This is a genomic window from Sediminibacterium roseum, assembly GCF_009939005.1.
In the GTDB taxonomy this organism is placed as follows: Bacteria; Bacteroidota; Bacteroidia; order Chitinophagales; family Chitinophagaceae; genus Sediminibacterium; species Sediminibacterium roseum.
This window is the reverse complement of the sequence record NZ_JAACJS010000015.1, coordinates 282,867-307,719: the sequence shown is the minus strand read 5'-3', so window position 1 is coordinate 307,719 and position 24,853 is coordinate 282,867. Positions and strand designations below refer to the sequence as shown.

Annotated in this window: 20 protein-coding genes; 11 read left to right on the top strand and 9 right to left on the bottom strand. The window is 49.0% G+C overall.

The window, feature by feature from the left end; genetic code table 11:
• Positions 1–9: 9 nt before the first annotated feature.
• From GWC95_RS12425 to GWC95_RS12415, 3 genes are all read right to left on the bottom strand, one after another.
• Positions 10–4,920 carry a translocation/assembly module TamB domain-containing protein gene (locus GWC95_RS12425; RefSeq protein WP_161819052.1) on the bottom strand — a complete coding sequence of 1,637 codons (4,911 nt, stop codon included), beginning with the start codon at positions 4,918–4,920 and terminating at the stop codon, positions 10–12.
• Positions 4,921–4,993: 73 nt separating this feature from the next.
• Positions 4,994–5,662 carry a hypothetical protein gene (locus GWC95_RS12420; RefSeq protein ID WP_161819051.1) on the bottom strand — a complete coding sequence of 223 codons (669 nt, stop codon included), beginning with the start codon at positions 5,660–5,662 and terminating at the stop codon, positions 4,994–4,996.
• A 2-nt stretch (positions 5,663–5,664) separates the two neighbouring features.
• Positions 5,665–6,162 carry an RNA polymerase sigma factor gene (locus GWC95_RS12415; RefSeq protein WP_161819050.1) on the bottom strand — a complete coding sequence of 166 codons (498 nt, stop codon included), beginning with the start codon at positions 6,160–6,162 and terminating at the stop codon, positions 5,665–5,667.
• Positions 6,163–6,335: 173 nt separating this feature from the next.
• On the opposite strand from GWC95_RS12415, the gene GWC95_RS12410 reads away from it, so the two are divergent.
• Positions 6,336–8,237, top strand: a complete 1,902-nt coding sequence (locus tag GWC95_RS12410) for a beta-N-acetylhexosaminidase (protein ID WP_161819049.1) — start codon at positions 6,336–6,338, stop codon at positions 8,235–8,237.
• A 92-nt stretch (positions 8,238–8,329) separates the two neighbouring features.
• Here GWC95_RS12410 and bioB read toward each other — a convergent pair whose 3' ends face one another.
• Both bioB and GWC95_RS12400 read right to left on the bottom strand, forming a co-directional pair.
• Entirely contained in the window at positions 8,330–9,325 is a 996-nt protein-coding gene (bioB, locus tag GWC95_RS12405) for a biotin synthase BioB (RefSeq protein ID WP_161819048.1), read from the bottom strand.
• A gap of 60 nt (positions 9,326–9,385) precedes the next feature.
• Positions 9,386–10,444 carry an RluA family pseudouridine synthase gene (locus GWC95_RS12400; RefSeq protein ID WP_161819047.1) on the bottom strand — a complete coding sequence of 353 codons (1,059 nt, stop codon included), beginning with the start codon at positions 10,442–10,444 and terminating at the stop codon, positions 9,386–9,388.
• Positions 10,445–10,636: 192 nt separating this feature from the next.
• Here GWC95_RS12400 and lipB point away from each other — a divergent pair, with 192 nt between their 5' ends.
• Positions 10,637–11,344, top strand: coding sequence for a lipoyl(octanoyl) transferase LipB (lipB, locus tag GWC95_RS12395; protein ID WP_161819046.1), 708 nt, complete (start codon positions 10,637–10,639; stop codon positions 11,342–11,344).
• Positions 11,345–11,349: 5 nt separating this feature from the next.
• On the opposite strand, the gene GWC95_RS12390 is transcribed toward lipB, so the two are convergent.
• Positions 11,350–12,468, bottom strand: a complete 1,119-nt coding sequence (locus tag GWC95_RS12390; RefSeq protein WP_161819045.1) for a hypothetical protein — start codon at positions 12,466–12,468, stop codon at positions 11,350–11,352.
• Positions 12,469–12,493: 25 nt separating this feature from the next.
• Positions 12,494–13,387 (bottom strand): 1-aminocyclopropane-1-carboxylate deaminase/D-cysteine desulfhydrase, encoded by an 894-nt coding sequence (locus GWC95_RS12385; protein ID WP_161819044.1) that lies wholly within the window; start codon positions 13,385–13,387, stop codon positions 12,494–12,496.
• Between the two features lie 57 nt (positions 13,388–13,444).
• Here GWC95_RS12385 and GWC95_RS12380 point away from each other — a divergent pair, with 57 nt between their 5' ends.
• Both GWC95_RS12380 and GWC95_RS12375 read left to right on the top strand, forming a co-directional pair.
• Positions 13,445–14,347 (top strand): glycosyltransferase family protein, encoded by a 903-nt coding sequence (locus GWC95_RS12380; RefSeq protein WP_161819043.1) that lies wholly within the window; start codon positions 13,445–13,447, stop codon positions 14,345–14,347.
• Positions 14,348–14,475: 128 nt separating this feature from the next.
• Entirely contained in the window at positions 14,476–15,159 is a 684-nt protein-coding gene (locus GWC95_RS12375; RefSeq protein ID WP_161819042.1) for a TMEM175 family protein, read from the top strand.
• A gap of 54 nt (positions 15,160–15,213) precedes the next feature.
• Here the strand turns inward: GWC95_RS12375 and GWC95_RS12370 are convergent, their stop codons facing one another.
• Positions 15,214–16,317, bottom strand: a complete 1,104-nt coding sequence (locus GWC95_RS12370; RefSeq protein ID WP_202630284.1) for a S1C family serine protease — start codon at positions 16,315–16,317, stop codon at positions 15,214–15,216.
• A gap of 4 nt (positions 16,318–16,321) precedes the next feature.
• Positions 16,322–16,888, bottom strand: a complete 567-nt coding sequence (locus tag GWC95_RS12365) for an RNA polymerase sigma factor (RefSeq protein WP_161819041.1) — start codon at positions 16,886–16,888, stop codon at positions 16,322–16,324.
• Positions 16,889–17,037: 149 nt separating this feature from the next.
• On the opposite strand from GWC95_RS12365, the gene GWC95_RS12360 reads away from it, so the two are divergent.
• The 7 genes from GWC95_RS12360 (at position 17,038) to aroB (ending at position 24,820) form a co-directional block, all read left to right on the top strand.
• On the top strand, positions 17,038–17,232 hold the full coding sequence (locus GWC95_RS12360) for a hypothetical protein (RefSeq protein WP_161819040.1): 195 nt from the start codon (positions 17,038–17,040) through the stop codon (positions 17,230–17,232).
• Between the two features lie 466 nt (positions 17,233–17,698).
• Entirely contained in the window at positions 17,699–18,580 is an 882-nt protein-coding gene (locus GWC95_RS12355; RefSeq protein WP_161819039.1) for a prephenate dehydratase, read from the top strand.
• A 2-nt stretch (positions 18,581–18,582) separates the two neighbouring features.
• Complete coding sequence (locus GWC95_RS12350; protein WP_161819038.1) at positions 18,583–19,740, top strand: pyridoxal phosphate-dependent aminotransferase; 1,158 nt, start codon at positions 18,583–18,585, stop codon at positions 19,738–19,740.
• Between the two features lie 101 nt (positions 19,741–19,841).
• Positions 19,842–20,681, top strand: a complete 840-nt coding sequence (locus GWC95_RS12345) for a prephenate dehydrogenase (RefSeq protein ID WP_161819037.1) — start codon at positions 19,842–19,844, stop codon at positions 20,679–20,681.
• Between the two features lie 148 nt (positions 20,682–20,829).
• Positions 20,830–22,551 (top strand): DEAD/DEAH box helicase, encoded by a 1,722-nt coding sequence (locus GWC95_RS12340; protein WP_161819036.1) that lies wholly within the window; start codon positions 20,830–20,832, stop codon positions 22,549–22,551.
• A gap of 215 nt (positions 22,552–22,766) precedes the next feature.
• The gene (locus tag GWC95_RS12335; protein ID WP_394351263.1) at positions 22,767–23,750 is read left to right on the top strand and encodes a chorismate mutase; all 984 of its coding nucleotides are present in this window, start codon (positions 22,767–22,769) and stop codon (positions 23,748–23,750) included.
• Between the two features lie 44 nt (positions 23,751–23,794).
• Positions 23,795–24,820 carry a 3-dehydroquinate synthase gene (gene aroB, locus GWC95_RS12330; RefSeq protein ID WP_161819034.1) on the top strand — a complete coding sequence of 342 codons (1,026 nt, stop codon included), beginning with the start codon at positions 23,795–23,797 and terminating at the stop codon, positions 24,818–24,820.
• Positions 24,821–24,853 lie beyond the last annotated feature (33 nt).

Below are 24,853 nucleotides of genomic sequence, written 5' to 3'. Positions count from 1 at the left end.
AGATCCCCGTTATTTCTTAGCGCTGTCTGCAGGCCCCTTGAACTCAACGTCTTTCTCTTTTCTTCCAAAGAACTTTTCAAAATCTTTCCGGTAAGAAATACTCACACCCTGCCTGTTGCGCCGGCCGAAGCTGCTTCCGCTCAGGTCGAGGCTGCTTTTGTTGAATACGATCAGGCGCAGTTTTTTATCCTTCGTTAAAACGAACACGATGTTGATGTTGGGCAACCATTGCGAGTTCCCGTTCTGTATGGCAGACGAAGCGCCGATGTTGAAATCGATATCGCTGCCAAGCGTAACAATGATGTTGTCGTTGGCAAACGACTTCACAAATTTCAGGTCCACCCGCGTACGGTCGAGTTTGTTCCCGCCTGCGGAGTAATCGCCGGCGCTTGGATTGAGCAGGCTGGAACTGCTGTAGATACTGGTTCCTACATCAAAACGCAAACTTTTATCACCCGTTAATTTGAACAGCATGTTCGAGACCACCTTGTTGATGCCCTTGCTCAGGTATTGCGACAATGTATTCACACCGATGGAGGTGATGTTGTAGGCATTTGTTCCGTTGCTTGTATTTGCCTGTGCGCCGCCCGGTGGTGCGAAGGAGTTGAAGAGGATCAGGAACGCAACCTGGTTCAGGATCTCGTTCTGGTCCCTTTCAAGCCGTGTTAAGTATTGCGCAAACTCGTTGTTAGATTTAACGGTGCTTCCCTGCGGGAAATCGAGTTTGAAAGTGATCTTGGGATGATCCAGTTTTTCGCGCAGCTGCGCGATCACATAAACATCACCGCGGTAGCCCTGCACCTCGGAAAGGTTCAGACCGCTCACCAGCTCACTCAAGCTTACACGCTCTGCGGTGTATTGCGCATCAATGTGTATGTCTGCCTTGAACGCATCTCCCGACCATTCAATGTAATTGCCTGCACCGGGTAAAAGCACAAACGGTTTGCGGATGAAATTCTGGAAATTGAACACATAATCCCCGCGGTCGATATTGTAGCGCCCGCGTATGCTCAACGGCTCTATGGTTCCCGAGATGATGTGCAGTTTGCCATTACCCACGGCCCTGATGGCCTCACCGGCATCCGCATCGAGGATCACGTCGATCATCACGTTTTCATTTGCCGTAACGTTCAGGTCAACCGTCAGGTTGAAATCGTTGCCGCTGCTTTGTTTCACCATCTCCGTACCGTATTGCTTGAACACGATGAAATCTGCTGCGCCGCTTTCGCGGTTGATGGAGTTGGGAATGAAAATATGCGAGCTGTCGTTCGCCTCCGCTACGATCGTGAGTTTGGCATCGGTTTCCGGCCCGCGGAGCTTTAATGTAGAAACCCTGCCAATGGCCTTGCCATAAAACTGCTGGTTGTCTGTGGCTTTGGTATCGATCAGCAATAATTTGGGAGAAGTGAGGTCAAAGTCGAACGACATGTTCTTAAATCCTTTCTCCGTCAACTTACCTGTAATGGTGCCCACGTTTTTATACCTGTCCTTTACATTGAATCGCCCAAAATCAATCCCGTCTTCCATAAAATTGATATCGGCAGAATCGATCGTATAGTATACCTGCGTGAAGTTTACTTTCATGCCTGCATTGCGCAGCTTGATCTTCCCGAAAAGATCCGGTGCATTCAGGTTACCGCTGATGCGCAGGTTGCCCGTTGCATAGCCGGTGATGTTGCTGAAGATGCCCGATAAAAATTTATGAACGATATCGATCTTCGAATTCGCGAGCTGGATATCTGTGGAGAAAGGCTTCCCGGTTGTGTCTTTCGTATTGTAACTTCCTTTGGCGCTGAAGCGGTAACCGTCGTTTGGTGATTCGATCGTAAACGGTATTGCCCCGGTAATACTATTGAAATCGGCTTTGATGTTTACCAGTCCAATCGAGTCATCATCGAGCCTGAACTGTTCTGCTTTCAGGTCGGTTGTGGCATGAAATGATTTCCCGGTAAGATCATACAAAGTTACCGTTCCCGTGGTGAGCCCCTGCAGCCTCGGGTTTTTGAAGAAGAGCGAACTAAGATCGCCGAGTACTACATCTTTTAATTTTACAGCCAGGTTGTTGGTTTGTTCCCCGTTGGCGGCCGGCACACTTTCTACAGAGATCTCCTGGAACCCCTGCGTGAATTTTACGTTCTGCGCCGTAACCAGGCTGTTCCTGAAATTGAGCTCGCCCAGTTTGTCGATCGTCCATTTCTTTTCATTCAGTACAAACGACGAAGGGCGGAACTGGATCCGCACGCCATCCGATAAAGTATATACGTCTGCATACAGGTCTGCATCGTTCAACGTATTGTCGGCGCTTGTTTTTACCGATACTTCTGAATGATCGTTGTACGATTTGATGTTCAGTTTCGTATTAGGGAAACGGATGCTGTCGCTGAGCTGTATGCTTGCGATGTTGCCGGTTAACGACAAAGTATCGATCGTTCCGCGCCCGCGCAGGTCGATGCCTGTAAAGCTATAATTGTCGTAAGAACCATTCGGGATGCTTGCCGTAACGGCCAGCTGGTTTGCACGCGTATCAACCGACCCTTTGATGCTTGCATCGTTGAAACCGTATAATTTTTTATCGAGCAATTGCAGGTAGGGCTCTATGTTACCTGTGTTAAGTACGAACGAGAAAGCCTGGTTCTGCGGTACCGATTTGGGTTGTTTGATGTAAGTAGGGTAGTAACGCGTAAGAAATGCCTGGAAACTGGCAGGCAGCTCAACGATGTTGAACTGGCCCTTGATGGTAGCATTGAAATCATTACTGCCCAGGTGAAGCAATTTTGCCGAGTCTTCATAACTGGATGCCAGGTTCAATGAATCAAAGCTCAACCTTGTGGCTCCTTTCTTGATGGTGGCGTTCAGGAACTTTGCGGTGCCCAGGAAATTGTCGATGGTGGTTCCGGTAAAGTTAACGTCCAATAACCCGGTGAGCTCCAGTGAATCTTTTGTAAGGTTCAGGGCGCGCAGGTTCGAGTTCACAAGGTCGCCCAACACGTTGAAGCGCGGCAGGTCCTGCGAGAAATCGATCTCTATGTTACTGGTAAAATTCAGGTTCGGATCGTCGATCTTTACTTCACCGTTGAAATATTTTTTCTGGAAGGTTCCGTTTGTTACGATGTTCGTATAATTGTACTTCTTGAATTCAAGCGATGAGATCGTCCCTTCAAGCGTTGTTTTCAGCCGGTCAACGGTAAAGCTCGTGCCAACAATCTTTCCTTTAAAATCGACGAGCCCGAATGAACTGTCGTTCAGGAATTTCCCGATGTTGAAGCGGTTCGTTTCTATCGCACCGGTATACACGGGATCCCCTTTGCGAGGCAATTGTAAACTGATGTTTGTTTTTACACCACCCAGCTGCGTACTGAATGTACCGGCCGTTACAAAGTTCTGTATGGTTCCGTTGAAATTACCACGGTAAATGATGTTGCCCAACGCCGCAAGGTTGGGAGAGGTTACGCCCTTTAACGATGGGATGAATGTGCCCAGGTCGAAATAGTTTGTTAACAGGGTGCCGTTGTCCAGGTCTATCTTTGTTTTGTCGATATCCGGCAGCCCTTTCATTTTCAGATTACCATTGATCTTTGTTGTGGCGCCGATCTTTGCAGAGAGGTTCGCAACAGAGAAGTCCTCCACCGTTCCCAAAAATCTTCCGCTCAGCAGTACCTCGCGTTTCCATGTTTTAAGATCTCCCGCAAAATAGGCGATGTCATCGCTGTTTACACGTGCGTTGCTGAAGTTGGCATCCATCACCACCGCGCTGATGTAATGGCCGAAGTCTTTGTTGAAATCCCTGAACTTCATCGCGTAGTAGTTCGTCAGCCGGCTTTTATTGGTCTGCAGGTCAAGCTTGTCCAGTTCCATGATCTGCGGCGTGAGCCTGAAGTTTGTTTTCAGTTTTTTGATCTCAAGGCCGCACCTGTCTTTCATGGAAAGATCAATGTTCGCCCGCAGGGTATCTTTTACAAACCGGATGTTTTTTAAGGTGCCGGTGAGTTTGGTCAATTCGATATGGCTTCCATCAAACCCTTCTGCTGGTTTTTCTTCGTTGCCCTCCAGAAACAGGTTGCCGTTGCTGATGCTCAGGTTCGCAAGACGAACGGCGATATCTCCCGTGTTGAAATACATCTCGCCCTTTTTAACGGCCACCGCTTTCTTTTTGTGATAAAGCGAATCGTTGCGGAGCGGTTTGAGGCTTTGGATGCGCACAAAGGGTTTGTCGAGCTCGAGCGAATTGATCACGAAATCTTTTTTCTTGAAATCGATGGACTCTGCATCGAGCAAGAGGCTGCGTGTGAATATATCCATCACTTCCCCGGCCCAAAGGTCATTTTTAATGAAACGGACGTTCTTGAAGTCAACCTTTTTTAAATTGAGATCGATCTTCTTGCCCGATTTCTTTGAAGGCTCAGGTGAGGCGAAGTAATCGAGTATGAAATCATAGTTCCACGTCGAATCCTTCAACCGTTGCATTTTTACAATGGTGTTCTCCAGTCCCGCGTATTTCAGAACCGCTTTTTCTTTGAGGAAAAACCAGTCGGTGATCCGTACTTTGAACTCACCCGCATAAAGAATGGTGTCTTTCTGTTTGTCGCGAACCAGCACCCCTTCCATATTCAGGCGGTTGAAGAAGGAGAAACTCACGTTTTTGACGCGGACCTCGGTTCCAAGTGATTTGGACAAACGCGTAGTGGCGATGCCTACCAGCCAGTTCTGAACCAAATCGGTCTGGATAGCGATGAAGACCACTATGATGAGGGCAATGATAATAAGAAGGGTACGTCGTAATATTTTAAAGAAGCGCTTCAGAAGGTCCTGGGTTTGTTTGGTAAAAATACGTATTCGCGTCCGTAGGGCAAATACAATACCAAACTCGTTGGATCGGGCATATTGGGTATTGATATCGGGGCCGGGGCCCGGATCGTTCATCCAGGCGCCGTAATCCGGCGGATGATCCGGAATGCTGTCTTATGATAAAAAACGGGGCGTCCTGCCGGGATGGTCACACATCTTTTCTGAGCAACTCTATTTCTTCGAGGAAAGCCATCGACCTTACCACGTTTCTCAACTCCGGCCCGGCCATCATAATGGCGCGCACCCATTTTTTGTGCATGTTCTCAACGCGAAGGTTCCGGTACAGGTAAACAGCGAGCACAACGAACAGCAGGGTAATGGGGAAGGAGATGAGCCAGAACGAGGCGCCGGTTGAAATGAATTCCGGGCTCCACCAGAAGGTGGTGTAAAAGGGCATCTGCAGCCAGAGCACCCGTATGCTGCGGAAAGTGGACGTTTGCAGGCGGGCAAGTTTTTCCTGCGCGGCAACAACACTTTCGTTGTAATCGATGCTGTTGATGATGGCCGTGTGGCGGATGTACACGATCACCGCATACAAGGAAAACAGGGCGATGGCTGCAACAGAAACACAAAAATAAGGGTTGACAAAACCATTGCCCCAAACGAGCACGCCAAGAAAAAGCACCCATACAATTCCCAGTAAGACCGCGAATACATTGTGTATGGCAAGTGCCCGGAGTTTTGAAGCCGCTTTTTTCTGCTGGATCTCTGCGAAACAGCGGAGGTTCAGCGCCCAGGACTGGGCATTGAGCAATTGTGCGTCTGCCAGCTTCTTCTCGTAAGAAAACCAGAGGTTTTTTAATTCAAGATCTTCCATGGTTATTTTTTTGCGTTTAAAAATTTCTGTTTCAGTTTTTCTTTGATGCGGCCGATGCTGGTGGCCACATTGGTTTCTGTGATGCCCAGTATCCCGGCGATCTCCCTGTAACTGTGCGATTCGAGGTACAGCAGCATCAGCGCTTTCTCCAGTTCCTTCAAACCGTGTATAAACGTTTGCAACCGCCTGAGGTCCTCATCCTCTTCTCCGTTGTGGTCGGCAATAAATTCCTCCTCGCCGGTGAGCGAAACGGTGTTGCTGCGTGCACTTTTCCGGTAAAACGAGATGGCAACATTCAACGCGATCCGGTACATCCAGGTCGAAAAACGCTGGTTCGCATCGTAGCGCGCAGCCGAACGCCAGAGCTGGTAGAGGATCTCCTGCGCAAGGTCTTCGTGGTCCGCCCTGCTTTTGCAATAAGAATGGCAAACCTTGTAGATGATCGCTTTGTTGTCTTCGATCAGTTGCAGGAAGGCCTCTTTTTCGGCAGGTGTTTGCATCGGGTGGTTGGGTGTTTGTATATGATTCGCGGCGGGTGAAGTAAAATCACAACTTTCATAAGTTTTATTGCAAAAACGGGTGACAGGAAATGGTCAAATACGATCCGTTCCAACATTTCCCGGCCCCGAGTTTTCAAAATCGTATTTTAGCCTCCCTAAATTTAGCCGTCTCTATGAAACGCTTAGCCCTTGCCGCAGGAATTTTTAGCTGTCTTTTTTCTTTTGGACAGAACAACATTGCCATTATCCCGGCGCCGGTATCCATGGTAGCGGGTGCGGGCAATTTTACACTTCCCCGGAATATTATCATCGAAGCACCGTTCGATGCCGGTTTGAAACAGGTAACAGCGGTGCTGAAAGAAAGGCTCTCTGTTCCTACCGGGAACAAAGTGACCATGGGTAAAGCCAATGCCACGATCCGCCTGGCATTGACCGGTGATGCGAAAATGGGCAAGGAGGGATATGCACTGTCTGTAACCACTAAAAACATCACCATCAAAGCCAACCAGCCGGCAGGATTGTTTTACGGTGTACAGACATTGCTTCAACTCTTCCCCAAAGAAATAGAAAGCGCAAAATTGGTGAGCGGTGTTAAGTGGACGGCGCCGGTAGTGGAGATCAATGACAGCCCGCGTTTTGGCTGGCGCGGATTGATGTTCGATGTTGCCCGCCATTTCTTTACCAAAGCCGAAGTAAAGCAGTTCATCGACGATATGGTGCGTTACAAATACAACCTGCTGCACCTGCACCTGACCGATGACGAGGGATGGCGCATCGAGATCAAAGGGCTTCCGAAACTTACGGAAGTGGGTGCCTGGAACGTAAAGAAAACAGGTTATTTCGGAACCTTCTCGCCACCGGCGGCGGATGAACCAAAAGATTACGGCGGCTTTTATACGCAGGACGACATCAGGGAGATTGTTCAATATGCAAAAGAACGTTTTGTAAATATTCTGCCCGAGATTGATGTTCCCGGCCACAGCCTTGCAGCCGTTGCATCCTATCCTGAACTGTCATGTACCCCAGCAGCGAATACTTACCGCGTACGCTCCGGCGAAGTGATCATGGATTGGTCGAGGGGCGCGCCGCCCATCGCCCTGGTAGACAATACGCTCTGCCCGGCCAACGAAAAAGTGTACGATTTTCTTGACAAGGTAATGACGCAGGTTGCGCAGCTGTTTCCGTTTGAATACATACATGTGGGTGGCGATGAGTGCCCGAAAAATTTCTGGGAAAAGAACGACCAGATCAAGGCGCTGATGGTGCGTGAGAACCTGAAATCGATGGAAGAGGTGCAGAGCTATTTTGAAAAACGCCTCGAAAAGATCGTTGAATCAAAAGGCAAGAAATTCCTTGGTTGGGACGAGATCCTCGAAGGTGGCCTTGCCCCGAGCGCCGCGGTAATGAGCTGGCGCGGCGTTAAGGGCGGTATCGAAGCCGCAAAAATGAAGCATGAGGTGGTGATGAGTCCAACCACGTATGCCTACCTGGATTACATGCAGGGAGATGTTGTGATGGAACCAAGGATCTACGCCTCGCTGCGTTTAAAGAAAACATACGAGTTTGATCCGTTGCCGGAAGGAGTAGACAAGCAATACATCAAAGGCGGGCAGGCAAACTTATGGTCTGAGCAGATCTACAACATGCGCCACGCCCAATACATGCTCTGGCCGCGTGCGTTCGCCATTGCAGAAAGCGTTTGGTCGCCCAAAGAAAAAAAGAACTGGAACAATTTCTTCTCACGCGTGGAAAAACATTTCGAGCGGTATGATGTTGCCGAGAAAAAATATGCACCCAGTGTGTATGAACCGGCTTTCTCTATCAGCAAAGGGGCCGATAGCCTGTACCACATCGCGCTGAACAAGGAAGTGGATGCGGTGGACCTGTATTATAGTTTTGACAATTCATTCCCCGACCGGTTTTACCCGAAGTATACAGACAAACCCATCACCATGCCGAAAGATGCGGTGAACCTGCGTGTTGCTTCCTATATCGGCAACCGCCAGGTGGGAAGGATCGTTACCATGCCTGTTGCGGAAATGCAGGCGAGAACAAGGGTAGTGGTAAAAAAATAGAATCGCCGGTAAGGTGTATCAATAAAAATGGGAGCAGGATCTTTTTGTAAGCGATCCTGCTCCCTTGTTTTTTTAGCCATGTTTCGATCGGTCTATGCTTCGATCATCTCGCTCAGGTATTGCTTTTCTTCTTTGAAGGCCTTGCGTGGCTTGAGCCCGAGTAATTCGAACATTGCATTGTCTGCGTCAAATCCCGGGTTGGCTGTAGTCAATAGCTTATCACCTGCAAAAATGGAGTTCGCGCCCGCCATGAAACAGAATGCCTGTTCGGCAACGCTCATATCGTTCCGGCCCGCGCTCAGCCTCACCATTGTTTTTGGCATCAGTATCCTTGCCGTTGCTATCATGCGTACCATATCCCATATATCCACTTTTGTATTGTTCCCAAGCGGCGTTCCCGCAATAGGCACGAGTGCGTTGATGGGTACGCTCTCCGGATGTTCGGGCATAGTGGCTAGCGTATGGAGCATCTTGATCCTGTCTTCATGCGTTTCACCCAAACCAATGATGCCGCCACAGCAAACCGTAACACCGGCTTTGCGCACGTTGTCAAGTGTTTCGAGCCTGTCGTTGAAAGTACGTGTGGTAATGATCTCGCTGTAATGTTCCTTGCTGGTATCGAGGTTGTGGTTGTATGCATACAAACCTGCATCTGCCAAACGCTGGGCCTGGTATTCGGTAAGCATCCCGAGTGTGCAGCATACTTCCATGCCCAGTTCATTAACGCCTTTGACCATATCGAGTACGCGGTCAAAATCGCGGTTGTCTCTTACCTCTCTCCAGGCCGCGCCCATACAGAAGCGCGTACTGCCGGCGTCTTTTGCTTTTTGGGCGTAGGATAGCACGTCTTCTTTTTTCATCAATGCCTGCACATCAACACCCGTGTTGTAGCGGGCCGCCTGCGGGCAATAGGCGCAGTCTTCACTACATCCGCCCGTTTTAATGCTCAGCAAGGTACAAACCTGTACCTCGGCAGTATCGTTGTACTTGCGATGCAGCGAGGAGGCGCGGTACACGAGCTCGAGCATCGGCATATCATATATGTCTTTTATTTCGGGTAGGGTCCAGTTGTTCCTGATGTCTGACATTTGTTAAGGATTTTGGTAAGGCAAATATAGGGAACGGGCTCGTGTTCATTTGCTGTTACCCTAAATATCGTTCTTACGGGAGCTGACGTATGCCCGCCATTTCTCGATCACACGCGCCATATCATTCGGCAGGTCCGACTCGAACATGATCTCTTTCTGCGTTACGGGATGAACAAAGCCCAATGTCTGCGCATGCAGGGCGCAACGCGGGCATGCTTCAAAACAGTTGTCTACAAACTGTTTGTACTTTGAATAGATGGTGCCTTTGAGGATTTTATCTCCGCCGTATTCCCAATCGTTGAACAATGTATGGCCAATGTGTTTCATGTGCACACGGATCTGGTGGGTACGGCCGGTTTCAAGTACGCACTGCACAAGCGTAACATAACCGAAGCGTTCGATCACCTTGTAATGTGTAACGGCATGTTTGCCCAGCTCGCCCTCGGGATAAACGGTGAAGGTCTTTCGCATGGTCTCATGCCTTCCCACGTGCCCGGTGATGGTGCCGGTGTCCTGCTCCATATCGCCCCATACGAGCGCAACATATCGGCGTTTTACCGTATGACTGAAGAATTGTTTGGCAAGATGCGCCGCGGCCTCGGGTGTTTTGGCGAGAACGATAAGGCCGGTTGTATTTTTGTCGATCCTGTGTACAAGGCCAAACCTTGGCAACGCATCCTCATCAATATTGGGGTTTTGTTTTTCCAGGTGATAGGCCACACCATTCAGCAAAGTGCCGCTGTGGTTGCCCACGCCGGGATGCACCACCATATTGGGTGGTTTGTTGATAACTAGGATGGCTTCATCTTCATAAACAATATTCAGCGGAATATCTTCCCGTTTCAGCGTAGTGTATTCGGGGTTGATGAGGCTCATCACGAGAATCTCATCCGCAGCCCTGATCTTGTAGTTGCTTTTAACGGGTTTGCCGTTCACCGTTACAAAACCTGCCTCGATGCCCTGCTGCACCTTGTTGCGCGTGGCGCCTTCTATATGACGCTGCAGCCATTTGTCGATGCGCTGCGGCTCCTGGCCACGGTCAATCACAAAAGTCCGCCGCTCATATAAGGTTTCGGAAGGCTCTTCTGAAAACGGTTCCAGCTCTGATTCGTCCTGCATGCGGCAAAGATAAGCGTTCGGAACAGGAGTTTGAAGCCCGTGCAAACGGTTGACCGCTAAAACGCGCAGATTGGATGACCCGCCGGAAACGCCCGGGAAAACAACGACCGAACAAACCCTGTATAAACTTTGTTTAACTGGTACGATCTGATCAGTTCCCAACTCAAAACACGTAACACTTACCTTTGCCGCATGCAAGTATTGTTTCAAGACCTCGGCAGGCGCCGCTACAAGGAAACCTGGGATTACCAGGAGGAGCTGCTGAAAAAGAATGCAGACATCAAGGCGGCACAGCGTTTGGCCGGGGCGGATGGAGTGGAAAGCCCAACCATCAACCATCTTTTGTTTGTGGAACACGACCCCGTGTATACATTGGGCAAAAGCGGAAAAGATACACATGTACTGATCGATGAGTCACAGCGCTCTGAAAAAGGCATCGAATATTTTCACATCAACCGGGGCGGGGATATTACTTTTCATGGCCCGCAGCAACTGGTAGGTTATCCCATACTCGATCTCGAAAAATTCAGGACCGACCTGGGCTGGTACCTTCGCAGCCTGGAAGAAGTGATCATTTTAACAATGGCGGAATATGGGTTGCAGGGCGACAGGAGCCCGGGAGAAACCGGCGTTTGGCTCGATCCGCATACAAAAGGCAAAGAACGCAAGATCTGCGCCATGGGCATCAAATGCAGCAGGTGGATCACCATGCACGGTTTCGCATTCAACGTGAATACCGATCTCGACTATTTTAATTTTATCGTGCCCTGCGGCATACAGGACAAACAGGTTACCTCCCTGCAAAAAGAACTGGGAAGGGAAGTGCCGATGGAAGAAGTAAAAGAAAAAGTAATGCGCAACTTTGAAAAAGTGTTCGGGTGCGAATTGCGTGTGTCCTGAACCTTTCAATTCGAAAGATAGAACCTGTTCTTTTCCTTCAGCTTATCATCCTCAAACAATTCAAAATTAAACCAGCCGGTATGTACAAATTCGGTTTTGTCGAGGATGAATTCGGTTTCTTTAACAGACTTGATGCGGAATACCTCTGACCCGTCTTCCTCGTAAAAAATAATATGGTAACGGCGCTGTTTGGCGAGCGGTAAATAAATGGTAAGGAACCCTTTGCTGTTTGTAAACACGTATTGCGACGGCCTCCAGGCAAACCTCGGCATGAACGGGTGGATCTCTACACGGTTGTTGTCTTTCGCAAACAATGTATCCTTCGTGCGTGTAGACATTGAATCCTTGAAATTTTTATACAGCGTCACATCGATCTGCCTGATCAGGCTGTCGTTGCGGTAAATAAAAACGGTACCCCTTGGAATCGGCGTAAACGGGTGGATCTGGGTGCGCGATGGGTCGATCGCCACCAACGTATCCTTTGTATATTCATTGATCGAATCGCGGAAACGCGCATACGCTTTGCGGTCCAGCTCGGCCACCAGCATGTCTTTCTGGTATACCCGAACCATGTCTTTGCTGGCATTGTTTTGCGCAGGTTTCCATTCCACATTGTTCGCATCCATGCGGCGCAGGGCATCCTTTGCTTTCAGTACCGAATCCCTGAACCGCTGGTATTCTGGGCGCGTGAGCCGGAACAATAGTGTTTTCTTCAGGTAAATATTGGTAAGGTCCTTGGGTTTTTCGAGCGATGATAAAGGCGTTTCAATAACCGCCGGGGTTGTTTCTACCATTACGGCGCGGGTGAAGAAATAGGCGCCGCCCTGGATCACATAAAAAATACGGTAATAAGCTTTTCCCGGGATGGGTTTGTTGTCGAGAAAGCCATTGTTCACCAATTCCGGCGAGAGTGCGGAAAAAATGGTACGGAAATTCCGGCTGCTGTCGGTTGAGCGTTGAACGGCGAGTTGAATACAGTTGCCTTCCGGGCTGTACCAGCTCACCTGGATCTTGCCTCTTGTCAATTCCCTCACATTAAGATCCGGCAGCGGGTTCTGTGCACGGGCGGTGCCCGCTGTGAACAGAACGGCCAGGAGTACGGCAAACTTTAAAACTGACTTCATCACTGCAAATATAAAATCTCAAAACTTATAAAAAAGGTAATGTACCGGGCGGCAACGAATGATTACCCTGCAATCCGCCACTATGCACAAGCAAAATCCGCGCCCGCATTGGGAAATGATTTTTGAGGAGCATGTCCCTCGCCGCAAAAAGCAGTTTTGAAGTATAAACGATATCTGTTGGAAGCTGTTCTGTTTCCCACAACCCGATCATAAACCGGATCAGTTCTGCCGGGTGCCTCGCATAACCACCAAAATGATAATCGTGGTTGATGGAAAATGGCTGGTGCCGCTGCCCGCTGCCCAACAAGGAACGTATTGCTGCCTCAATGCCGGAATTGTTTTTGAGCACGCTGATGCCCATGATGTTTTGCCCTGGCAATGCGGCCCGCACCAAACCCGATAACATCGTGCCCGTTCCCACGGCGCAGAGGATATGCGTGTAAGAAGAGGTATCTGCGGAAGACAAAATACCGGCCGCCCCTTTCGAACCCAGTTCGCCGTAGCCGCCCTCCATGATCCAGTAAATGCCGGGATCTGGATGGGCGTTGATAACCGATGCTTTGTCGCGGTACGTTTCGCGGTCCACAAACGATAGCTTCATCCCGTAAGCCGCAGCCTGTTGCAGCGTTTCCGCACGCGCCACCTGCTGGTCACCACGAATGAATCCAATGCTTTGCAGCCCGGATGCCTTTGCGGCAAATGCGGCAGCAACGATGTGGTTAGACCAGGCGCCGCCGAAAGTGGCAATGGTATTTTTCTGCTGCGCGATGGCATCCTGCAGGTAGAATTGCAGTTTGAACCATTTGTTTCCCGAAACAACGGGATGGATGCGGTCGAGGCGCAGCACATCTACGGGCATATCTTTTGCAGAGAAGCTGCGCAGGCGCTGAACGTTGATATTTTGTAGACTTTCCTGCATTTCAATGTTTGAGAACCCGGCGCAAACAATTAGCTTCGCAATTCTTAAAAATACAATATGAAACCAACACTCGTGATATTAGCGGCCGGAATGGCCAGCCGTTACGGAAGCATGAAACAGATCGAATCTTTTGGTCCCGGTGGCGAAACTATAATGGATTATTCAATTTACGACGCGATCAGGGCAGGATTTGGCAAAGTCGTTTTCATCATCCGTGAAGAATTCGCTGAGAATTTCAAGGCCATCTTCGAACCTAAATTGAAGGGACGCATCGAAACCGATTATGTTTACCAGTACCTCGAAGCGTACACCGGCGGCAGAACCATTCCCGCGGAGCGCACCAAACCATGGGGTACGGCGCATGCCGTTCTTTGCTGCAAGGGAAAAGTAAATGAACCGTTCGCGGTGATCAATGCCGACGACTATTACGGCCGCGATGCATTTGTAAAGGCCTACGATTTCTTAACCAAAGACGTAAACGAAAAAACATACAGCATCATCGGCTATGAACTGAGGAACACCCTGAGCGATAACGGAAGCGTAAGCCGCGGTGTATGCGATGTGGATGCGAACAACAACCTTACCGACATCAACGAGCGGACCAGCATATTCCGCAATGCAGACGGGAAGATCACGTATGAAGATGCAAATGGGCTCCATGAGGTTTCGGAAGACAGCCTTGTGAGCATGAATTATCTCTGCTTTGCGCCGGGCTTTATAGACCTGTGCGAGGAACAGTTTGGTAAGTTCCTCGACGAACATGGCAACGAACCCAAGGCAGAGTTTTTCCTTCCGCTTGCGATGAAACATTTTATCGAATCGGGTAAAGGCGATGTGAAGGTGATCCCTACTTCTGCAAAATGGTTCGGCGTTACCTATAAAGAAGACGCCCCGGGCGTGAAAGCAAGTGTGGAAGCACTGGTGGCCAAGGGAGAATACCCGGCGCAGTTATGGCGTTAAACATTTTGTGGTACTGATCTATTGTAATCAATGATTTCTTGAAGAGAGGCCCGGCCTCTCTTTTTTTTATAAAAAAACACAACAAACTCTTCGCTTGTTGTATTTTCATTTTACAAAACAAGAACTGTATGTCGCACCCATCCCACGACCTGTTTGAAAACCGGAAACAATTTCAACTCGAGCGGCTGATCTTATTCAGCGATGCAGTTTTTGCGATCGCGATCACTTTGCTGGTGATCGAGATCAGGGTGCCGCAAATCGAACATTCTTCCGATACCATCGCCGATCTTTCACACGCGTTGAAGGAGAAGGGCCCCGAGTTCTTCGGGTTTATACTCAGCTTCGCCGTGATCGGGCAGTTCTGGACCAACCACCACCGTTTGTTCGGCCAGGTAAACGGCTATAACAATACATTGCTCTGGCTAAACCTTCACATGTTGTTCTGGATCGTGCTGGTGCCTTTCACAAGCGGCTTGAACTCGCATTACGGTGGGTTGCACATGGTATGGACGATCTACAGTTTCAACCTGTTCATGATCGCGCTTGCGCTTGTGTTTCTCTACAGGTATGTAAGCAGCCCGAAACGTAACCTTTCAGACCTTGCACACGATGCCGAAGCAAGAAAAACGGCGCGTTACAGGGGAGTAAGTGTGGCGCTGGTGTTTCTAGCGGGCGGGTTGATCGCTCTTTTGCCGCAGGGTTCAAAATGGGTATTCAATGTTTCGCATTACATCTACTTCCTGATACCGGTTGTGCTGATCCTTGTGAACCGCGCATCACGGAGAAGGATCAGAAGGGCCGCAAAAAAATAACCCCGGTCAAACTGAACGGGGCCATTCTATATAATCAACTGTAATGATTCGCTGTTAATCGTTGTATGCTTTCACATAGAACACGCAGTCTTCCACTTTGGCGATCTGCTGCTTCCTGTCCACACCCCTCAAATAAGAACGTGTAGGCATTTTGATCTTTTTGAGGGTGCTGTCGTTTTCATCACGCAGATCCTCGATCATGCGGTAAATGTTTTTCGATTTGATCGCGAAGGCAACACCTTCAGCCTCTGCCTGGCGCGTGCTGATGATGCCGATCACTTCACCGCTGTTGTCGAAAACCGGTGCGCCTGAATTGCCCGGGTTGGCGCTGATCTGTACCTGGTAGGAGAGCGTGTCTCCATTAAAACCGGTTCTTGCGCTCACGTATCCCTCACCGTACACGATATCGTTGCGCGGGTAACCGAGCGTGAAGATGCCTTCGCTCAGGTCTACACTCGATTTACGGATGCCGTAAGGGAGCGATTTCATCTGCACATATTCCGCATCGCTGATCTTTAAGATCGCGAGGTCCTTTTGTTTATCGATGCTGATGATGGAAGCCTGGAACGATTGTCCCTTGCTGTTCACCACCACGGCTCCCGTTCCTTTCAATACGTGTGCATTGGTAACGATGTAACCTTTGGTATCGATCAGGAAGCCTGAACCGCCACTCACGAAAGTGATGTTCTTTGGCGTTTTCTTTGCTGATTTCGCGTCTGCTTTCAGGTAACCCAGGGTACCTTTTACGGCGTTCATTTCCCTGCTCAGCTGTTCGAGCTGGCTGTTGCCCACCGGTGCGAAGTAGACCATCAGCCCGCTGATCACCAGTGCGATCACACCACCCACAGAAGCTGCGATGGCGGTAACGCGTTTGTACTTGTTCCAGAGCTGGATCACCCTTCCTTTGGTGGTAAGCTCGCCGCCCTCGTTGATCTCGCCGCGCCCGAGGAGCTTGGCGTGTGTAGCCTGGAGGCTGTTCTTGAGGTTGCGGTGAACAGAATAAATATCCATCTGGTGAAGGAACATGCTGTGTTCAACAACCATCTGGTCTATTTCAGGCGTATTTTTCCTGAGCGTTTCAAAATAGGCGCGCTCGGCAGCATCCATATCGTTGCTGAGGTACCGTTCGATCGCTTCCAAGAGTAAAATGTCGTCCATGATATTAGTCTCCAATATTATATTGCGAGAAGAACAATTTCTTCAAACGCATCAAACATTTGTATTTCTGGTTCTTTGCATTGTCGGCATTGGTGTATCCAAACTCCACTGCCAGTTCCTGCATCCCCATTTTTTTTATATAATATCCTTCCAGTAAACTTTTACAGGGCTCCCCCAGGCTGTTCATCGCGCGGTCCATGATGGCGAATTCGGCGTTCCTTTTTTCATGCATCTCGATGTCTTCTTCCACCGCTACCGTTTCTTCGATGTTTTCCATTTTCCCCATGTACCTGCCCATCTGCTGCAGTCTTTTGAGCCAGAGCCGCCGGCAGATCGAGTACACATAGGTCTTGATCTGGCTGGTAAGCACGAACGAATCGCTTTGCGCCTTCTCGTACAGGGCGATCATCGCTTCCTGGAAAATATCCCTTGCATCGTCGTAAGAGCCGTTGTTATTGAGAATAAAAGCCTGAACCATCGCAAAATTCTCCTTGTAGAGCGTCTCAATGGCCTTTGAATCGTTCAGTGCCAGTCCTTTGAGCAATGCTTGTTCTGTTGTATCAGCTTTCACTATCGGTTGTGCATTTAATACGTGGAAGTGGGTAAAAGTAACCCAAAAAGCCCCTTAAAATAAACTTTAAAAAAATTTCCAGGTTGCCGGGTTACCTTTTAGCTCCACCCGGTATTAAGTTTAAATTCACTCACAAAAAACAAAACAAAATGAAAAAGCTGTTATTTGTATTGGCCCTTGGCGCAATCGTTGCTTCTTGCAACTCTGGTAAAAACGAAAACGCTGCTGCTGACTCTGCAAGAGTTGCCGACAGCCTGAAAGCTGCTGCTTCTAAAGATTCAGCAAATGCTGCTCAAATGGTTCCAGATTCATTGAAAGGTGCAGATACTACTGCAAAACACTAAGAATTTTCAGAGCGAAGTGTAGAGTGATATGAGGTGGACCTTGCTTGCCGGTCGTACACAGCTTATTCAAACTTTTTTCATATGGCAAGCAATCGTTAGAGGCCGCTCCGTTTCCACGGAGGGGCTTTTTTTTTGCCCGGCGCTCCCGTGCAGTCTTTGGCCTGGGTAATCTAATCTGCCGAAGCAATATCCGGGTTAACTAACGTTAGCTTAATTTTTTTTGGCGGGAATGATTTTGCAACTACATTTGAACTCATAATGAAAACAACCATCGCAAATACTTTCTACTTTTTCTTTTATTACTTCTTTGAAAAAAGAAGCCGGGTAGTATTTGCCAAAGCATAAAAAAAGCTAAAAACAAATTGAGAATCCCGGCCCGAAAGGCCGGGATTTTTCGTTTGGGCCATGAACAGCGGATCAAAGGCCCGTAGAAACAAGAACGGCAAACCACAAACAAAACCAAAACATGACGCCTGCTTCCAACAACGAACATCTTCCCGGTAATCCTGCAAAAGGAGGCGGTATCTGCATCCAGGGTTACGAGGGTTCTTTTCACCAGGTGGCCGCGCGTTATTTTTTTGGCAAACAGGTTGACGTAATCCCTTGCGATACTTTTCGCGAACTGGTTAAGGTTTCTTCGGATAAAAAATTAGCCGCGGGCGGCGTGATGGCCATCGAAAACTCCATCGCCGGCAGCATTTTACCCAACTATAACCTGCTGCAGAAAAGCAACCTTAAAGTGGTAGGCGAAGTCTATCTATCCATCAGCCAGAACCTGATGGTGAACCGCGGGGTGAAACTGGACGACATCAAAGAAGTGCACAGCCACCCGATGGCGATCCTCCAGTGCCTCGATTTTTTGGAGAAGAACGAATGGAAACTGGTTGAAACAGAAGACACGGCGCTCAGCGCAAAACACATTCACCGCAACCGCAGCAAACACGCGGCAGCGATCGCCAGCAAACTCGCAGCAGAATTGTACGAGATGGACATCGTCGCGCCGGATATCCAGACGATGAAGAACAATGTTACGCGCTTTCTCGTACTGCAAAGAGAGAAAGAAGCAAAAGAGGTAGAGAACGCAGACAAGGCCTCTCTTTACTTCCAGACAGATCACTCAAAGGGGATACTGGCCAAAGTGCTGACCATGATCGCCGCCGGCGGCGTAAACCTCAGCAAACTGCAGAGCATGCCCATACCGGGCAGCAATTTCAAATACGGTTTCTACGCCGATATGGAATTCGACTCGCGCAGGCAACTCGATAAAGTGATGACATCGATCGCATCGCTTACCAACAACGTTAAAATGTTCGGCATCTATAAAAAAGGAAAAGTTGTAAAAGGATGATCATGAAAGTAACCACTTCCAAAAGACTCGACGGCATCGGCGAATATTATTTTTCGCAGAAGTTAAGGGAGATCGATGAGCTGAATAAGCAGGGCAAAAACATCATCAACCTTGGTATTGGCAGTCCAGACCTGCCGCCACACCCCGATGTTGTAAAAGTGCTTGCAGAGGAAGCCGCCAAGCCCAATACCCACGCTTACCAGAACTACAAGGGCTCGCCTGTGTTGCGCAAAGCGATCGCCGGCTGGTATGAAAAATGGTACGAAGTTTCACTGGATCCTGATACGGAGATATTACCGTTGATCGGGAGCAAAGAAGGCATCATGCACATCTGCATGACTTACCTGGACGAGGGCGACCAGGCGTTGATCCCGAACCCCGGCTATCCCACTTACAGCAGCGCGGTGAAACTGGCGGGCGGTACAGCGGTTCCCTATGAATTGAAAGAAGAAAACGGGTGGGCACCGGATTTTGATGCGCTCGAAAAAACAGACCTCAGCAAGGTAAAGCTGCTCTGGGTAAATTACCCGCATATGCCAACCGGCCAGGCGCCAACGAAAGCATTGTTCGAAAAGATCATCGCGTTTGGAAAAAAACACAATATCCTGGTTTGCCATGATAATCCTTACAGCTTCATCCTTAACAAAAAGCCGGAGAGCCTGTTGTGTATGGATGGTGCGAAAGACATTGTAATAGAATTGAATTCATTGAGCAAGAGCCAGAACATGGCAGGATGGCGCGTAGGAATGCTGTGTGCGGCCAAAGAAAGGATCGATGAGATCATCCGTTTCAAAAGTAATATGGACAGCGGCATGTTCCTTCCCGTACAACTCGCGGCAGCAACGGCTTTATCGCTTGGGCAGGAATGGTACGATCACATCAATTCAATTTATGCCGAAAGAAGGGAAAAGGTTTTCGAACTGCTCAGCCTGCTCAAATGCGGATTTTCAAAAACACAGGTTGGCATGTTCGTATGGGCAAAGATCCCGTCTACTTACAAAGATGGTTATGCGCTGAGCGATGAAGTGCTGTACAACTCGAACGTATTCATCACCCCCGGCGGAATTTTCGGTTCTGCCGGAGACCAGTATATACGCGTGAGTTTGTGTGGAAGCGTGGAGCGGTTTGAGGAAGCGAAAACGAGAATAATTAGTAATTAGGAATTAATAATTAATAATTGCTAGTTATTACGGCGATGAGAAACAAAAGTAAAAATCAAATCCAATTCCTAATTCCTAATTACTAATTCCTAATTATACAGATGGACATAACAATAATCGGTACCGGCCTCATCGGTGGTTCAATGGCGATCGCATTGCGTGGGGCGGGTTTTGCGGAGCGGATCATTGGCGTGGATGCCAGTCCGGCGCACGGTGCAAGGGCATTGGAGTTGGGGTTGGTGGATGAGTTGCTTCCATTGGAAGAAGCGGTTGCACAGTCGGGGCTCGTGATCCTTGCAACACCCATCAATGCCGCAGAAACGTTGTTGCCGCAGGTGATGAAGCTGGCAGGTAAACAGGTGGTAATGGATGTGGGCTCTACCAAGAAGATCATCTGCGAAGCCGCATCCCGGAACACCAACCGCGGCAGGTTTGTTGCCACGCACCCGATGTGGGGAACGGAATACAGCGGCCCGGAAGCAGCGGTCAGGGGCGCTTTCACCGGAAAGGCAACCGTGATCTGCAATAAAGAAGACAGCGACGCAGATGCCGTGGAGCTGGTTGAAAAAGTATATGGATTGCTGGGCATGCACATCGTATACATGAATGCGGCCGACCATGATGTGCACGTGGCGTATGTGAGCCATATATCGCACATTACCTCGTTTGCCCTGGCCAATACGGTGCTGGAGAAGGAAAAAGAAGGCGATGCCATTTTTGAACTGGCGAGTGGTGGTTTTGAAAGTACCGTGCGCCTGGCAAAAAGCAACCCGGCCATGTGGGTGCCCATCTTCATGCAGAACAAGGAAAATGTGCTCGACGTGCTCAACGAACACATCGCGCAGCTCAGGAAGTTCAAAGCGTGCCTTGAAAAGGAGAATTATGAATATTTACAGGAATTGATAGAAAATGCAAACGGCATCAGGAGAATTTTAAAGTGATCGGTCGCAAATCGTGGCCCGGGAATGAACAATCGGCAATATTGGAGTTTCCTTACCGATCAACGGCCTGCGATCCGCGGAAAAGCTTGTCACCCGTGGCTTGCAGCTTGTGCCTTTAAAACAGTACCTTTGCCGCAAATTTTAATACATGACGACATTTGAAGCGTTGGGAATTGATGCTAGATTGATTCAGGCAACGGATGAGTTGGGGTATGTGAACCCGACTCCGATACAGGAACAGGCAATACCGGTATTGCTGAGCGGCACCAGGGACTTTATAGGCCTGGCGCAAACAGGAACAGGAAAGACAGCCGCATTCGGCCTGCCTTTGCTGCATGTGATCGACGCAGCGGCCAAGCATCCGCAGGCGCTCGTGGTTTGTCCCACAAGGGAACTCTGCTTGCAGATCGTAAAAGAAATCGAGCTCTTTAAAAAATACATGACTGGTGTTTCGGTAGTGGCTGTGTATGGTGGCGCTTCTATCGGTTTACAGATCCGTGACCTGAAAAGAGGTGTGCAGATCGTAGTGGCTACACCGGGACGTTTGATCGACCTCATCGAAAGAAAGGCGATCAACCTGGGCGAAATAAAATACGTGGTGCTCGATGAGGCAGATGAGATGCTGAACATGGGTTTCCAGGATGATATCGAATTCATCTTAAAGAACACGCCACAGCGCGAAAGCACATGGCTGTTCAGTGCCACCATGCCACCGGAGATCAGGAAGGTGAGCAAGAAGTACATGAACGACCCGAAAGAAGTAACGGTAGGCAAAGTGAATACCGCGAACAAGAACATCGATCACCAATACTATGTTACCACGGCGCAACACCGCTATGAAACATTGAAGCGGATCATCGATTTCAACCCGGGCATTTATGGTATCATCTTCACAAGAACAAAAATTGACGCACAGGAAATTTCCGAGCGTCTGACCAGGGAAGGATACGATATCGACGCATTGCACGGCGATCTTACGCAGCAGCAGCGCGACCGCGTAATGGGCCAGTTCCGCGACAAGAGCCTGCAGTTGCTGATCGCCACAGATGTGGCGGCACGTGGTATCGATGTACAGGGCATCACGCATGTGATCAACTACGAGTTGCCCGATGATGTTGAAGTATATACACACCGCAGTGGGCGTACGGGACGTGCAGGTTTGCAGGGGATCTGTATCTCGATCGTTCACGCGAAAGAGATGTACAAATTCAAACAGATCGAACGCATCAACAACTCGCAGTTCCATAAACTGGATATACCAAGCGGAAAAGATGTGTGCAGGAAACAGTTCTTTGCGTTTATGGATAAGTTGCTGTCGGCCGACATCAGCCACGGCGACTATGAAACATACGTTCCCATGCTCGCGGAAAAATTTGCAGAAGTGAGCAAGGAAGATGTGCTGAAAAGGGTAGCCGCAATGGAGTTTGACCGTTTCCTTAAGTACTATGAAAATTCAGAGGACCTGAATGTAAGGGAACGTTCCAAAAAAGATTTCAACGAGCGCGGAGACACAAAAAGAAGGGACGACAGGAGCGACAGGCAAGCGGGCGGACGTGGAGACAGCCGCAAGGAGTATTCACGCGGCGGTGGTGGTTACAGCCGTTTGTTTGTGAACCTGGGAACAAAAGACGGGTTCTTCAAGGCAAGTTTCTTACAGTTCATTCTCGATATGAGTGACCTTAAGAAAGACGCGCTGGGCAGGATCGATATGAAAGACATGAACAGCTGGATCGAGATAGAAAAAGGCGCGGCACAGCAGATGATCCGTTCACTCGATGGCAAAAGCTACAAAGGAAGAAGGATCAGGATGAACGATGCGGACAGCGGCGGACCGGCAGGATTTTCGAAAAAACCGAGAAGAGGAGAATAACTGTAATTAATAATTAGTAATTGATAATTAGTAATTACTATGCCTGTTTTTATTACCAGGCGCGAACTCCAAACTCAATTATTAATTATTAATTCTTAATTACTAATTATTATATGGAACAAGCAATCGAACAGAAAACACCAACAGCGGACTTGCTGAAAAAGCGCCCGCTCATCATTTCGGGGCCGTGCAGTGCGGAGACCGAAGAACAGGTAATGCAAACGGCCATGCGTTTGGCGGCCACCGGCAAAGTAGACATCCTTCGTGCAGGGATCTGGAAACCACGTACCCGCCCCGGCAGTTTCGAGGGCATTGGTACCAAAGGTTTGCCATGGTTACAGCAGGCAAGAAAAGCATCAGGGCTTCCTGTTGCGGTTGAAGTGGCCACCGGCAAACAGGTAGAGGACGCATTGCATTTTGATGTGGATGTTTTGTGGATCGGCGCGCGTACCACGGTGAACCCGTTCAGTGTACAGGAAGTGGCGGATGCGTTGCGTGGCGTAGATGTGCCGGTGCTCATCAAAAACCCCATTAACCCGGATCTTGAATTGTGGATCGGTGCGATGGAACGCGTACAGAAAGCCGGCATCAAAGATGTAGGGCTTATACACCGCGGCTTCAGCTCATACGGAAATACAGAATACAGGAACGCACCGATGTGGCACCTCGCCATCGAAATGAAGCGCCGCTACCCCGAACTGCTGATGATCAACGACCCTTCACACATCTGCGGCCGCAGGGATATACTGCAGGAAGTGGCGCAGACAGCGATCGATCTTGATTTCGACGGATTGATCGTAGAGAGCCACATAGACCCAGACAATGCGTGGAGCGATGCCAAACAACAGATCACACCAGAAGTACTGGGAGAAATGATCAGCAACATCCGCTGGAGAACAGAAGACAGCGCATCGGAAGAATACCATGCCGCACTCGAAAAACTCCGCCAGCAGATCAATAACCTCGACGATGAACTGATGCAGATACTCGGGCAGCGCATGAAGGTTGCAGAGAACATCGGTAAGTATAAAAAAGACAACAACATCACCATCCTGCAAACAAACCGCTGGAACAGCATTCTCGAAAGGGCGTTTGCAAAAGGAGATAAACTGGGACTGAGCAAAGAATTTGTGACCAAGTATTTCGATGCGGTTCACATGGAAAGCATTAACCACCAGAACAAGATCATGAACAGCTAAAACCCTTCCAACCCCTCACCAGGGTGGAGGGTTGTTACGAGATCATGAAAAAAAAGAGCTTCTCCTTTTCTACTGCCTCTGTTGATTATTTTTTTGATGCTGATTTTTCTTACCTGGAAAAATTGGCATCAAAAGAATCCACCGTGGTAATTACAGACGACCATGTCTTCGCGAAGCACAAAAAGAAATTCAAGGGCTGGAACACGATCGTTCTCAAACCAGGCGAGGAATACAAAGTGCAGCAAACGGTGGATGTGATCATCGACCAGCTGATTGAAATGGGTGCCGACAGGAAAACAACACTTGTTGGTGTGGGCGGGGGCGTGGTTACAGACATAACGGGCTATGTGGCGGGCATTTACATGCGCGGCATCCGTTTTGGCCTCGTACCCACTTCACTGCTCGCTATGGTAGATGCATCGATCGGCGGGAAGAATGGGATAGATGTAGGTGTGTATAAAAACATGGTGGGACTGATCAGGCAGCCATCGTTCCTCTTGTATGATATTTCTTTCCTGCAGTCGTTGCCCAGGAACGAATGGCAGAACGGGTTTGCAGAGATCATCAAGCATGCGTGCATCAAAGATGCCGCAATGTTCAGGCACCTGCAACAGCATACATTGGCTGATTTCCGGAAAGACAAAAAACTGCTTGCGGCGCTGATCCAGAAAAATGCACTGCTCAAAACCAAAGTAGTAGTGGCAGATGAGTTTGAACAGGGCGAAAGAAAACTGCTTAACTACGGCCACACACTCGGCCATGCCATTGAGAACATGTACGAGTTAAGTCATGGACAGGCGATCAGCATCGGTATGACGTATGCTGCGCTGATGTCGCAGCAGCTCAAACATTTTTCCGGGGCGGAAGAGGTCATTGCACTTCTCCACAAATACGGCCTTCCAACCTATGCCGAATTCGACGGAAAGCAGGCGTTCAAGGTGCTGATGAAGGATAAGAAAAAAGACAATGTAAGCATCAATTATATCCTGTTGCAAAAGATAGGGAAGGGGGTGATACAACCGCTCCTGCTTGTTCAGTTACAGGAATTGTTGCGTTCAGATTTCAAATGAGTTATTGTGTGATCGGGGGGAGGCCATAAGAAA